Origin of the sequence: Pseudomonas sp. MWU16-30322, from assembly GCF_020515535.1 — a bacterium.
In the GTDB taxonomy this organism is placed as follows: domain Bacteria; phylum Pseudomonadota; class Gammaproteobacteria; order Pseudomonadales; family Pseudomonadaceae; genus Aquipseudomonas; species Aquipseudomonas fluorescens_H.
In genome coordinates, this window is sequence record NZ_JAIWYL010000011.1 from 127,425 (window position 1) to 140,345 (window position 12,921).

10 protein-coding genes and 1 pseudogene are annotated in these 12,921 nt (G+C 60.3%); 3 read left to right on the plus strand and 8 right to left on the minus strand.

What is annotated here, in order from left to right; translation table 11 throughout:
• Nucleotides 1-116 precede the first annotated feature (116 nt).
• Together LCH64_RS22545 and LCH64_RS22550 are read right to left on the minus strand one after the other, a co-directional pair.
• Nucleotides 117-1,724: a carboxyl transferase domain-containing protein gene (locus LCH64_RS22545; RefSeq protein WP_003223701.1), complete on the minus strand. Its 1,608-nt coding sequence runs from the start codon at nt 1,722-1,724 to the stop codon at nt 117-119.
• Nucleotides 1,725-1,737: 13 nt separating this feature from the next.
• Nucleotides 1,738-2,901 (minus strand): isovaleryl-CoA dehydrogenase, encoded by a 1,164-nt coding sequence (locus LCH64_RS22550; RefSeq protein WP_226501297.1) that lies wholly within the window; start codon nt 2,899-2,901, stop codon nt 1,738-1,740.
• 207 nt (nt 2,902-3,108) lie between these two features.
• Between LCH64_RS22550 and LCH64_RS22555 the strand changes: the two genes are divergently transcribed.
• Complete coding sequence (locus tag LCH64_RS22555) at nt 3,109-4,806, plus strand: AMP-binding protein (RefSeq protein ID WP_226501298.1); 1,698 nt, start codon at nt 3,109-3,111, stop codon at nt 4,804-4,806.
• Between the two features lie 666 nt (nt 4,807-5,472).
• Here the strand turns inward: LCH64_RS22555 and LCH64_RS22560 are convergent.
• The 4 genes and pseudogenes from LCH64_RS22560 to LCH64_RS22575 all read right to left on the minus strand — a co-directional run bounded on the left by LCH64_RS22560 (nt 5,473) and on the right by LCH64_RS22575 (nt 8,049).
• Nucleotides 5,473-6,372, minus strand: a complete 900-nt coding sequence (locus tag LCH64_RS22560; RefSeq protein WP_003223706.1) for a hydroxymethylglutaryl-CoA lyase — start codon at nt 6,370-6,372, stop codon at nt 5,473-5,475.
• Nucleotides 6,373-6,404: 32 nt separating this feature from the next.
• Nucleotides 6,405-6,521: pseudogene (locus tag LCH64_RS22565) on the minus strand (DUF4381 domain-containing protein); the annotation flags it as partial.
• Entirely contained in the window at nt 6,521-6,922 is a 402-nt protein-coding gene (locus LCH64_RS22570; protein WP_003223708.1) for a MerR family DNA-binding transcriptional regulator, read from the minus strand. The pseudogene LCH64_RS22565 and the gene LCH64_RS22570, both read right to left, overlap by 1 nt.
• Before the next feature lie 197 nt (nt 6,923-7,119).
• Complete coding sequence (locus tag LCH64_RS22575; RefSeq protein ID WP_045122379.1) at nt 7,120-8,049, minus strand: LysR family transcriptional regulator; 930 nt, start codon at nt 8,047-8,049, stop codon at nt 7,120-7,122.
• A gap of 157 nt (nt 8,050-8,206) precedes the next feature.
• On the opposite strand from LCH64_RS22575, the gene LCH64_RS22580 reads away from it, so the two are divergent.
• The gene (locus LCH64_RS22580; protein WP_003223710.1) at nt 8,207-9,436 is read left to right on the plus strand and encodes an acyl-CoA dehydrogenase; all 1,230 of its coding nucleotides are present in this window, start codon (nt 8,207-8,209) and stop codon (nt 9,434-9,436) included.
• Between the two features lie 131 nt (nt 9,437-9,567).
• On the opposite strand, the gene LCH64_RS22585 is transcribed toward LCH64_RS22580, so the two are convergent.
• Both LCH64_RS22585 and xthA read right to left on the minus strand, forming a co-directional pair.
• The gene (locus LCH64_RS22585; RefSeq protein WP_226501299.1) at nt 9,568-10,902 is read right to left on the minus strand and encodes a phosphate ABC transporter substrate-binding/OmpA family protein; all 1,335 of its coding nucleotides are present in this window, start codon (nt 10,900-10,902) and stop codon (nt 9,568-9,570) included.
• Between the two features lie 188 nt (nt 10,903-11,090).
• Nucleotides 11,091-11,903 (minus strand): exodeoxyribonuclease III, encoded by an 813-nt coding sequence (xthA, locus tag LCH64_RS22590; RefSeq protein ID WP_226501300.1) that lies wholly within the window; start codon nt 11,901-11,903, stop codon nt 11,091-11,093.
• Between the two features lie 305 nt (nt 11,904-12,208).
• Here xthA and LCH64_RS22595 point away from each other — a divergent pair, with 305 nt between their 5' ends.
• Nucleotides 12,209-12,859 carry a GNAT family N-acetyltransferase gene (locus LCH64_RS22595; RefSeq protein ID WP_007912451.1) on the plus strand — a complete coding sequence of 217 codons (651 nt, stop codon included), beginning with the start codon at nt 12,209-12,211 and terminating at the stop codon, nt 12,857-12,859.
• Nucleotides 12,860-12,921 lie beyond the last annotated feature (62 nt).

Sequence of the window (12,921 nt, forward strand, 5' to 3'; positions counted from 1 at the left end):
CATCCGTCTCCACGGTTTCTGTGGGAGCGGGCTTGCTCGCGAAGACGGTCTGTCAGTTGCGGATACGTCGACTGATACACCGCTTTCGCGAGCAAGCCCGCTCCCACAAAAAAGCATCACATCCGGAACACGCCGAAGCGGCTCGGTTCGATAGGTGCGTTCAACGACGCGGACAAAGCCAGACCGAGTACGTCGCGGGTCTGCGCCGGGTCGATGACGCCGTCGTCCCACAGCCGTGCGCTGGAGTAGTAGGGGTGACCCTGCTCTTCGTACTGATCGAGGATCGGTTGCTTGATCTCGGCTTCCTGCGCGGCGCTGAAGGTCTGGCCGCTGCGTTCGGCCTGCTCGCGCTTGACCTGCACCAACACGCCCGCGGCCTGCTCGGCGCCCATCACGCCGATGCGTGCATTCGGCCACATCCACAGGAAACGCGGATCGTAAGCGCGCCCGCACATGCCGTAGTTACCGGCGCCGAAACTGCCCCCGATGATCACGGTGAATTTCGGCACTTTGGCGCAGGCCACGGCGGTCACCAGTTTCGCGCCGTGCTTGGCGATGCCGCCGGCCTCGTATTTCTGGCCGACCATGAACCCGGTGATGTTCTGCAGGAACAGCAGCGGAATGCCGCGCTGGCAGGCCAGTTCGATAAAGTGCGCGCCTTTCTGCGCGGCTTCGGCGAAGAGGATGCCGTTGTTGGCGAGGATCGCGATCGGGTAGCCGTGCAAGTGCGCAAAACCGCAGACCAGCGTGGTGCCGAACAGCGCCTTGAACTCATCGAACACCGAACCGTCGACCAGTCGTGCAATCACTTCGCGCACGTCGAACGGTTGCTTGGCATCGGCCGAAACCACACCGTACAACTCGTCGCTGGCGTACAGCGGCGCAATCGGCGTGCGCTGCTGCAGCTCGCCGAGCTTGCGCCAGTTGAGGTTGGCGACGCTGCGGCGGGCGAGGGCGAGGGCGTGTTCGTCGCTCTCGGCGTAATGATCGGCGACCCCGGAAATCTTGCAGTGCACATCGGCACCGCCAAGATCTTCAGCGCTGACCACTTCACCGGTCGCGGCTTTCACCAGCGGTGGGCCGGCGAGGAAGATTGTTGCCTGATTGCGCACCATGATCGCTTCGTCAGCCATCGCCGGTACATACGCGCCGCCCGCGGTGCAGGAGCCCATGACCACGGCGATCTGCGGAATGCCCATGGCGCTCATGTTGGCCTGGTTGAAGAAGATCCGGCCAAAGTGCTCGCGATCCGGGAACACCTCGTCCTGACGCGGCAGGTTGGCGCCGCCCGAGTCCACCAGATAGATGCACGGCAGGCGGTTCTGCTGGGCGATGGTCTGCGCGCGCAAGTGTTTTTTCACGGTCAGCGGGTAGTACGAGCCACCTTTCACTGTCGCGTCGTTGGCGACGATCATGCACTCGACGCCTTCGACCCGGCCGATTCCGGCGATCACGCCCGCAGCGGGAACGTCTTCGCCATACACCGCGTGCGCGGCGAGCTGGCTGATCTCGAGAAACGGCGAGCCCGGATCGAGCAGGCGGTTGATGCGTTCGCGCGGGAGCAACTTGCCCCGCGAGGTGTGACGTTCCTGGGCTTTCGCGCCGCCGCCCTGCGCCACTTGGGCGAGCAGGGTGTGCAGCGCGTCGACCTGTTCAAGCATCGCCGCGCTGTTGGCGGCGAACTCCGCTGAACGGGGATTGAGCTGGGTATGCAGGATAGCCATGTGCAGCTCCGTTTTAGCGGGTTTCGTTGAACAGTTCGCGGCCGATCAGCATGCGCCGGATCTCACTGGTGCCCGCGCCGATTTCGTACAGCTTGGCGTCACGCAGCAGACGCCCGGCCGGGAATTCGTTGATGTAGCCGTTACCGCCGAGAATCTGGATCGCGTCGAGGGCCATTTGCGTGGCGCGCTCGGCGGTGTAGAGGATCACCCCGGCGGCGTCCTTGCGCGTGGTTTCGCCACGCTCGCAGGCCTGAGCGACTGCATACAGGTAGGCGCGGCTGGCGTTGAGCTGGGTGTACATGTCGGCGACCTTGCCCTGGATCAGCTGGAATTCGCCGATGCTCTGGCCGAACTGCTTGCGGTCGTGGATGTACGGCACGATCAGGTCCATGCACGACTGCATGATGCCGGTCGGGCCGCCGGAGAGCACGACGCGTTCGTAGTCGAGGCCGCTCATCAACACCTTCACGCCGCCGTTGAGCACGCCGAGGATGTTTTCTTCCGGCACTTCGACGTCATCGAAGAACAGCTCGCAGGTGTTGGAACCGCGCATGCCGAGCTTGTCGAACTTGTTGCTGCGGCTGAAGCCTTTCCAGTCGCGCTCGACGATGAACGCGGTGATGCCGTGCGGGCCTTTTTCCAGGTCGGTCTTGGCGTAGATCACGTAGGTGTTGGCGTCAGGGCCGTTGGTGATCCAGGTCTTGCTGCCGTTGAGCACGAAGCGGTCGCCGCGCTTGTCGGCGCGCAATTTCATCGAAACCACATCGGAACCGGCGTTTGGCTCGCTCATGGCGAGGGCGCCGACGTGTTCGCCGCTGATCAGCTTCGGCAGGTATTGGCTTTTCTGTTCGTGGTTGCCGTTGCGGTTGATCTGATTGACGCAGAGGTTGGAGTGCGCGCCGTAGGACAGCGCCACCGAGGCCGAGCCACGGCTGATTTCTTCCATCGCCACCACATGCGCCAGGTAACCCAGACCCGCACCGCCGTACTCTTCCGGCACGGTGATACCCAGCAGGCCCATGTCACCGAATTTGCGCCACATGTCGGCGGGGAACAGGTTGTCGTGGTCGATCTGCGCGGCGCGTGGCGCGATCTGATCGGCGACGAAGGACTGAACCTGATCGCGCAGCATGTCGATGGTTTCACCGAGGGCGAAGTTCAGGGATGGGTAGCTCATGGGTCACCTTTTGGCTTTTTTGTAGGGTGGGGAGGGCGGTCAATGGCTCTCACCTTTACGTTAACGTAAGCCTGTGACGAATGACTGTCAATCACCCTTTACGTTAACGTCAACTTGAGCGAGAGTGGGGCAGTTCAAGATTGAAAGCGGACAGACTTGTTGAAGTGAGCTCCGGTAAACCCACTAATAAAGACAATAGGGGTCGTCATGGATCAACCCAGTGCAAACCCGCAGCGCAGCTACACCCGTGGTTCCCAGGACAAAGCCTTGCTGGCGATGACCATCGGGCAGAAGTTCGACCAGACTGTCGCGCAACACCCCCACGGCGAGGCGCTGGTGGTGCGTCATCAGCAGTTGCGCTACTCCTGGCAGCAACTGGCCGATAGCGTCGATCTGCACGCCAGGGCCATGCTGGCGCTGGGTTTGCAGGCGGGGGATCGGCTCGGTATCTGGGCGCCGAACTGTGCGCAGTGGTGCATCACGCAAATCGCCACGGCGAAGATCGGCGTGATTCTGGTCAACATCAATCCGGCCTACCGCAGCTCCGAACTGGAATACGTGCTCAAGCAGTCCGGTTGCCAGTGGCTGGTCTGCGCCGGCGCGTTCAAATCCTCCAACTACCACGCCATGCTGCAAGGGCTGGTGCCGGAACTGGCAGAGCAATCCATCGGCCAGTTGCGCAGCGAACGCCTGCCGGATTTGCGCGGGGTGATCAGCCTCGATGCGCAGCCGCCATCAGGCTTCCTGCCGTGGTCGCAACTGGCCGATCTGGCGAGCAGTGTTTCGCCCGAACAATTGCGCGAACGCAGCGACAGCCTGCACTTCGATCAACCGGTGAACATCCAGTACACCTCCGGCACCACCGGTTTCCCCAAGGGCGCAACCCTCAGTCACTACAACATCCTCAACAACGGTTACATGGTCGGTGAAAGCATCGGCCTGACCCCGAGCGACCGCCTGGTGATCCCGGTGCCGCTCTACCACTGCTTCGGCATGGTCATGGGCAACCTCGGCTGCATCACCCACGCCAGCACCATGATTTATCCCAACGACGCGTTCGACCCGTTACTGACCCTGCAAACCGTCGCCGCAGAACAAGCCACCGGCCTGTACGGCGTACCGACCATGTTCATCGCCATGCTCGATCAACCGCTGCGTGGCGAATTCGATCTGTCGAGTCTGCGCACCGGGATCATGGCAGGCGCGACTTGCCCGATCGAAGTCATGCGTCGGGTCATCAGCGAGATGCACATGAGCGAAGTGCAGATCGCCTACGGCATGACCGAGACCAGTCCGGTGTCGCTGCAAACCGGGCCAAACGATGAACTTGAACTGCGCGTGACCACCGTCGGTCGCACCCAGCCGCAACTGGAAAGCAAGATCATCGACGAGGCCGGCAACCTGGTGCCGCGCGGCACCATCGGTGAGCTCTGCACCCGCGGTTACAGCGTGATGCTCGGCTACTGGAACAATTCGCAAGCCACGACCGAAGCCATTGATGAGGCAGGCTGGATGCACACCGGCGACCTGGCGAGCATGAACGATGAGGGGTACGTGAACATCGCCGGGCGCAACAAGGACATGATCATCCGGGGTGGCGAGAACATTTATCCGCGTGAGCTGGAGGAGTTTTTCTTCACCCACCCGGCGGTGGCGGATGTGCAGGTGATCGGTATTCCGTGCTCGCGTTACGGTGAGGAAATTGTCGCCTGGATCAAATTCCACCCCGGCCACAATGCTTCCGAACTGGAGTTGCAAGCCTGGTGCAAGGAGCGCATCGCGCACTACAAGACGCCACGGCACTTCAAGTTCGTCGAAGAGTTTCCGATGACGGTGACGGGGAAGATCCAGAAATTCCGGATGCGTGAGATCAGTATCGAAGAACTGAAAACAGTCGAGCGGTAAGCACAATCCCTGTGGGAGCGGGCTTGCTCGCGAATGCGGAGTGTCAGGCGACAAATTTGTACCTGATACACCGTATTCGCGAGCAAGCCCGCTCCCACAATGGAGATAGAGTATTTTCAGGAATCACAGAAAGCACAAAGGGGAGCCGAAGCTCCCCTTTAATTTTGTCGTCGCGTGCTCTTTCTTATTATTGAGGGGCGGTCTGTTGTTGTTTTTGGCAACCGTGGCCCTTTACCGCTGTTTTTGGCGACCCCCATCCGGGGTCAAGAGCAAACGTATTTTTTTGAGCGCTGATCTGCTTTCTCGTTAAACGATCCAACCGATTCGGGAGCTACCTGAAGGTAGTTTTATTGTTCTCTGCCCGGTTGCGGGTCACTCCTGAGAGCACCCTGAAAAGCACACCTTCTCCAAAAAAATCTGTTAGCTGCGTCTCTGCCGTGTTGTTTTTGTTATGTCAGAGTCGGTACGTCTTATTTTTATTGGTTTGCTGCTTTTTATTCTTGTTATGCCATAGAGATAGCAGAAGGCGTGCCAACTTTTTAAAACCCTTATAAATCAATGGTTTGAGTTTTTTGAAGGATTTTTCCTTCAGGGCAAACCAGACAATTTGTTTCCGTGTTACTCGTCTATGCCCACGTTTCGGACACAGCGGTAACACCTTCGCCCTCACTGTGCGCTACGAGCCTTGGCGACACGCGAACCGCTCGGACGACCGAGCACCGCACTGATCTGCTGACCCGCCGCAATCAAGGCGTCCAGGTCGATACCGGTCTTGATGCCCAGACCATTGAGCAGGTACACCACGTCTTCGGTGGCGACGTTACCGCTCGCGCCTTTGGCGTATGGGCAGCCGCCGAGGCCGGCGATAGAGCTGTCGAACACCGCGATGCCTTCCAGCAGGCTGGCATAGATGTTGGCCATCGCCTGGCCGTAGGTGTCGTGGAAATGGCCGGCGAGTTTTTCCCGTGGCACTTGCGCCGACACCACTTCGAACAACCGCCGCGTGGCGCCTGCGGTGCCGGTGCCGATGGTGTCGCCGAGGGACACTTCGTAGCAGCCCATCGCGTACAACTCGCGGGCGACCATCGCCACTTGTTCCGGCGCGACTTGGCCTTCATACGGGCAGCCGAGCACGCAGGACACGTAACCGCGCACGGTAACGCCGTGCTGTTTCGCGGCTTCCATGATCGGTGCGAAGCGCGCCAGGCTTTCGCTGATCGAGCAATTGATGTTGCGCTGCGAGAACGCCTCGGACGCAGCGGCGAACACCGCGACTTCTTTCACGCCGGCAGCGAGCGCGTCTTCAAAGCCGCGCAGGTTCGGCGCCAGTGCGCCATAGGTCACGCCGGGCTTGCGCTGGATCTGCGCGAACACCTCGGCGGAGCCGGCCATCTGTGGCACCCATTTCGGTGAGACAAAACTGCCGACTTCGATATAGCCAAGGCCGGCGGCACTCAGGGCATCAACCAGTTGCACCTTGTCAGCGACGCTGATCGGTTGGGCTTCGTTCTGCAGGCCATCGCGCGGGCCGACTTCGATCAGGCGTACTTGGGAGGGGAGGGACATTGGATTGACCTGCTCATTTTCGGAATTACATGAGGTCCCTGTGGGAGCGGGCTTGCTCGCGAATGCGGTGTATCAGATACAAAATTTGTCGCCTGACACTCCGCCTTCGCGAGCAAGCCCGCTCCCACAGGGAATGAGTTGTGGCTGATTACTGCGCTATCTGCTGGCTCTTGAGCGTCTGCTCCAACGCCTGCACACAGCGCTCTTCAGCGGTATCGAGTTCCAGTTTCATCTGTTCGATGTCGAGCAACTGCTGCTCGAGCTGTTCGCGGCGTTCGCTGATTTTCGCCAGCATGCTGTTGAGCTGTTTGGTGTTACCGCTGGATGGGTCGTAGAGCTCGATCAACTCGCGGCATTCGGCCAGCGAGAAACCGATGCGCTTGCCGCGCAGGATCAGTTTCAGGCTGACCTTGTCGCGTGGCGAGTAGATGCGTTCCTGGCCTCGGCGCTCGGGGCTGAGCAGGCCTTGTTCTTCATAAAAGCGGATCGCCCGGGTGGTGATGTCCAGCTCGCGGGCGAGGTCGGAAATGCTGTAGGTCTGGCTGCTCATGAAAGCGCTCGGAAAAAGGTCTTGGCGCTAAGCTAATGGCGAGTTGACGTTTACGTCAAGGTTCAAAATGTGTGGCGCGAGTGCTGGCCTCTTCGCGAGCAAGCCCGCTCCCACACTCGGTCGCGTTTCTTCAGATGGAACGCGATCAACTGTGGGAGCGAGCCTGCTCGCGAAGAACGATAACGCGGTTGCCAGCCTTACACCTTATCGAGCTTCTTCTCATGCGCCGTCACCTGCTGGCACAACTCGATCATCTGCTCGCGCATCCAGCGGTTCGCCGGATCCTGATCGGTGCTCTCGTGCCAGTACAGGTGGGTCTCCACCGGGGGCACGTCGTTGACCGGCAGATTGAATGCATGCAAGTCATTACGCCGGGCGAAACGCTCGGGCACGGTCATCACCATGTCGGTCTGCTGCATCACCTGCGATGCCATCAGGTAATGCTGCGAGCGCAGGGCGATCTTGCGCTGAATGCCCATTTTGCCCAGCGCCAGATCGACATAACCCAGACCGCTGCGGCGGCTGGAGATGTGAATGTGAGTCAGCGACAGGTAATCATCGAGGCTGAGTTTTTCCTTGCCCGCCAGCGGATGGCCCTTGCGCATCGCACAGACGTAACGGTCTTCCATCAGCTTGACGTGGCGCACCTGCGGGTCGGTGTTGAGCGGTGCATCCACGGCGAAATCCAGACGTCCGGCGGCCAGTTCCTTGGTGGTCTCGCGGCGTTTGGACAGAAAGCTCTCGATGATCACCGTCGGCGCCAGACGCCGCAAACGCTGGAACAGCGGCGGCAGAATCACTGCTTCAGTGAGGTCGGTCATGCTGATGCGATAAGTCTTCACCGCTTGGGCCGGGTTGAAAATCCGGCTCTCCTGCACCGACACCCGCAGCAACGACAGCGCGTTGCGCACCGGGCCGATAATGTTCTGCGCCATCGGCGTCGGCACCATGCCTTGGGCGGTGCGCACGAACAGCGGATCGTTGAAGGTCTCGCGCAACCGCGCCAACGCGTTGGACACCGCCGGCTGGGTGATCCCGACAATCTGCCCGGCGCGGGTGAGGTTGGCTTCGGTGTAAATCGCGTCGAAGACGATGAAAAGGTTGAGGTCGACCTTACTCAGATTCATAACGCGGCTTCTCTTGTTCTAGGGGCTGACGATCAGCGGATCATATATCGGTGATGAATGTTTATACACGCCGAGAATAGGCTAGGTAAATTATCAACGCTGTTCTAGCATCGATTGCATGATCTGAACAACCTCTGCCCATAGAAGGTAATTGCTCATGGATTTCGCTTATTCGCCCAAGGTGCAAGAACTGCGTGAGCGCGTGACCGCGTTCATGGACACTTACGTTTACCCGGCCGAAGCCGTGTTCGAACGCCAGGTTGCCGAGGGTGATCGCTGGCAGCCGACCGCGATCATGGAAGAGCTCAAGGCCAAGGCCAAGGCCGAAGGTTTGTGGAATCTGTTCCTGCCTGAGTCGGAACTCGGCGCCGGCCTGACCAACCTTGAATACGCACCGCTGGCGGAAATCATGGGCCGTTCGCTGTTGGGGCCGGAGCCGTTCAACTGCTCGGCGCCGGACACCGGCAACATGGAAGTGCTGGTGCGCTACGCCAATGAAGAACAGAAACAGCGCTGGCTCGAACCGCTGCTGCGCGGCGAGATCCGCTCGGCGTTCGCCATGACCGAGCCTGACGTGGCCTCGTCCGACGCCACCAACATGGCCGCCCGCGCCGTGCGCGATGGCGACGAGTGGGTGATCAACGGCAAGAAGTGGTGGACCTCCGGCGCCTGCGATCCGCGCTGCAAGATTCTGATCTTCATGGGCCTGAGCAACCCCGACGCACCGCGCCACGCGCAGCACTCGATGATCCTCGTGCCGGTCGACACCCCCGGGGTGAAAATCGTCCGTCCGCTGCCAGTCTTCGGTTACGACGATGCACCGCACGGCCACGCCGAAGTGCTGTTCGACAACGTGCGGGTGCCGTACGAAAACGTTCTGCTCGGTGAAGGGCGCGGCTTTGAAATTGCTCAGGGTCGCCTTGGCCCGGGACGGATTCACCACTGCATGCGGTCGATCGGCATGGCTGAACGCGCACTGGAATTGATGTGCAAACGTTCGGTGAGCCGCACCGCGTTCGGCAAACCGCTGGCACGTCTGGGCGGTAACGTCGACAAGATCGCCGACTCGCGGATGGAAATCGACATGGCGCGCCTGCTGACCCTGAAAGCGGCGTACATGATGGACACCGTCGGTAACAAAGTGGCGAAGAGCGAGATCGCACAGATCAAGGTCGTCGCGCCGAACGTGGCCCTGCGGGTGATTGACCGGGCGATCCAGATTCACGGCGGGGCCGGGGTCTCGAATGATTTCCCGCTGGCCTACATGTACGCCATGCAGCGCACCCTGCGCCTGGCCGACGGCCCGGACGAAGTGCACCGCGCGGCGATCGGCAAGTTCGAGATCGGCAAATATGTGCCGAAGGAAATGCTGCGTAGCGGTCATTAAGACCGCGTCGCCGGCTTCGCGAGCAAGCCCGCTCCCACATTCGACCGCATTCCGACTGGAAGAATGCGATCAAAAGTGGGAGCGGGCTTGCTCGCGAAGGGGCCTATGCATCCAGCACACCTGCATCAGATTCAGTACACCCAAACCTCAACCCGCCGATTCTTGATCCTGCCTTCATCCGCGCTGTTCGTCGCCACCGGCATCTGCGCGCCAAACCCGCGTACCTCGCGCAGCACCACGCCGTTTTTCACCAGTTCGCGGCGCACCGCCATCGCCCGCAGCTTCGACAGCAGATCGGCCCGTGCCGGGTCGTCTTTCTCGTCACCAAACCCCACCAGTGTCACTGCGCGCTCGGTCTTGTCGTGGCGCTTTATATAGTCGAGCACGCGCGCCAGATCCTGCCGTGCCTTGTTGTCCAGATTCGCGCTGCCTTCCTCAAAGCGGAAGTTCACCGTCAGACGCTGGGCGTGACGGCTGAGGGATTGATAACCCTCGGGCATCAGCGCATTCGGCGTGACGGTCATGGCACGCACGGTCTGGCTGATGAAACCATTGGCCGCGACGATCTTCTGGCCCTGTGGGCTTTGCGCAAAGGCCACCAGTGCCGACGCCCAGGGATTCTGGTTGCTGGGCGGTAGATAAAAGAACAAGCGGCGGGACAGCGGATAGTCTTCCGTCGCGATCAGACTATTGAGCGGCAACATCGATTGCGAGGCGCCATCGGCGATTGCCACGGCCTTGGCCTGGCGCACATAAGGCAGTCCGATAAAACCGATACCTTGCGGATCGCTGCTCACCGCATCGGACAATTGCTCGCTGGATTCGAAGCGTTTCGCAGTGGAACTCAGACTTTTCCCACGACGGCCCAGCACCAGGTCCTTGAACGTGTCGTAAGTGCCGGACTGATCATCCCGCGCATATAAATGAATCGCACCGCCGCGACCGCCGAGGTCTTCCCAGGCTTTCACCTCGCCAGCGAATATCCGCGCCAGCTGCTCGGTGTCCAGTTGCTGCAGCGGGTTGGCGGGATTGAGAATGATCGCCAGGCCATCGATGGCGATCACTTGTTCGGCGGCGGGACTTTTCAGGTCGCCGAGAAATTGCAGGCCCAGCAGTTCGCTGTCCTTGATTGGACGGGAGGAGGCGGCGAGGTCGGCGCTGGCGGTTTTCAGTGCAGTGAAACCGGTGCTGGAACCATGGGCGGCGACTTCCACCACCACCCGTTTGCCCTCGGTTGTCTGGCCGACGATGTGTTGTTCGTTGGCGGTATCGGGGTTTTCACGGTGGATTTTCAGCAGACCCTGGTCGTGCAGAAAACCTTCGACCAGCGCCGGGCCGAGATCGGCGCCGATGGTGTTGGAACCCTGAATGCGCAATGCCGGGCCGTTTTCAGGGATGGGCAGGGCGGCGGCACTGACCGTCAGCCATGCACTCGACAGAAAAGCGAACAAAACACGCAGGGTCATGCCGGCACCGAATCAGGCCAAGGGGATTGCCGGGGAGATTAAGTCAGGTGCATGACCGAAACATGACAGGGATCCAATGTAGGAGTGAGCCTGCTCGCGATGGCGGAGTATCAGCCAACAAACATATCGACTGATCCACCGTCATCGCGAGCAGGCTCACTCCTACAAGGATCCCTTAAAGCTTGAGATCAGGCTAATTCCAGCCAGATCGGCGCATGATCCGACGGTTTTTCCATCCCGCGCAGTTCATAGTCCACGCCCGCATCCTTGACCCGTGGCAGCAAGCCATGGGAGGCGAGGATCACGTCGATTCGCAGGCCACGCTTGGGCTCATCTTCAAACCCGCGGCTGCGGTAATCGAACCAGCTGAACATGTCGGTCACGTCCGGGTTCAGGTGGCGGAAGCTGTCGGTCAGGCCCCAGTTTTTCAGGCGAGCCATCCACTCGCGCTCTTCCGGGAGGAAGCTGCATTTGCCGGTTTTCAGCCAGCGCTTCATGTTGTCCGGGCCGATGCCGATGTCGCAGTCTTCCGGGGAAATGTTCACATCACCCATCACCACCAGCGGCTGCTCGTTGTGAAACTGGCTTTCCAGCAGGGTTTGCAGGTCGCTGTAAAAGCGTTGCTTGGCCGGGAATTTGGTCGGGTGGTCGCGGCTTTCGCCTTGCGGGAAGTAGCCGTTCATGATGGTCACCGGCACGCCATTGGCGTCGGCGAAGGTGCCCCAGATAAAGCGGCGCTGCGCGTCTTCTTCATCCGTGGCGAAGCCTTTGTGAATGGCAATCGGCTCTTTGCGCGAAAGCAGGGCGACGCCGTAATGGCCTTTCTGGCCGTGGAAATAAACGTGATAGCCCAGCGCCCGCACTTCTTCCAGCGGGAACTGGTCGTCGTGGACCTTGGTTTCCTGCAGGCCGATCACGTCCGGCTGATGCTTTTCGATCAGCGCTGCCAACTGATGCGGACGGGCGCGCAGTCCGTTGATGTTGAAGGAAACAATCTTCATGGTCGGCAGTCCTGGCAAAAGGGCGATGCTAGCTGACATGTGGGATGGGGGCCAGTGTGGGGTGGGAGAAATCATTTTCATCTGTGGGATGTGGGTTGCCCGAGCTGACGCCATCGCGAGCAGGCTCACTCCTACAATTTGGAATGCGTACCCCTGTAGGAGTGAGCCTGCTCGCGATTGACGGCCGCCCGGTCGATGAAGAGTCTGGCTTGGTCTATACCTGTGGGGAACTGCGGCACCCGCAAAAGGTTCGTACCAACAAGAGCGCAGCCATTTGAGCCGCGCCCCGGGGGAGAATCACCGTCATGCCTGAAACCCAGACCGCCATCGCCGACATCCATATGCTCGACCGCGGTTACTCGCGCGAAGCCCGATCGCTGCTGTATCAGGCCTATCGCCACGAGCCGACTTTCGGCTATCTGTTCGAAGCCGAACGGCCGGGCTACGAGCAACGCGTGCGGGCCACGGTGCGTGAGTTGGTCAAGCAGCATTTTCTGCAGGATCTGCCGGCCATCGGCCTGCTGGTCAACGACCGTTTGATCGGCATCGCCCTGATCGCGCCGCCGCAGCGTCGTCTTGGGATTACCGAGAGTTGGGCGTGGCGCTTGCGCATGGTGCTCAGCACTGGTTTTCGCTGCACCCGACGCTATCTGGAATATCACGATGCGGTGGCCGCCTGCGTCCCCAGCGATTCGGTGCACATGCTGCCGCTGCTGGGGATTCATCCGCAGTTTCAGGGTAAACACTTCGGCGAGCAGTTGCTGACGGCGGTGCACAACTGGTGTGCGGTGGATGAAACCTCGCAAGGCGTGGTGCTCGACACCGGCAACCCGCGCTATCTGGAATTCTACAAACGTCAGGGTTATGAGGAGATTGGCGAAGTTGCCGTCGGCCCGGTGCGCGAGCACGTGTTTTTCCATGCCAATCCGCAGGTGTTACAAACTGCAACGGCTTAGTCATAGAACTTTTTCGGAAATTTCCTGTTCTATCACGCTCCCAAGCCCGTGATAGCATCCGC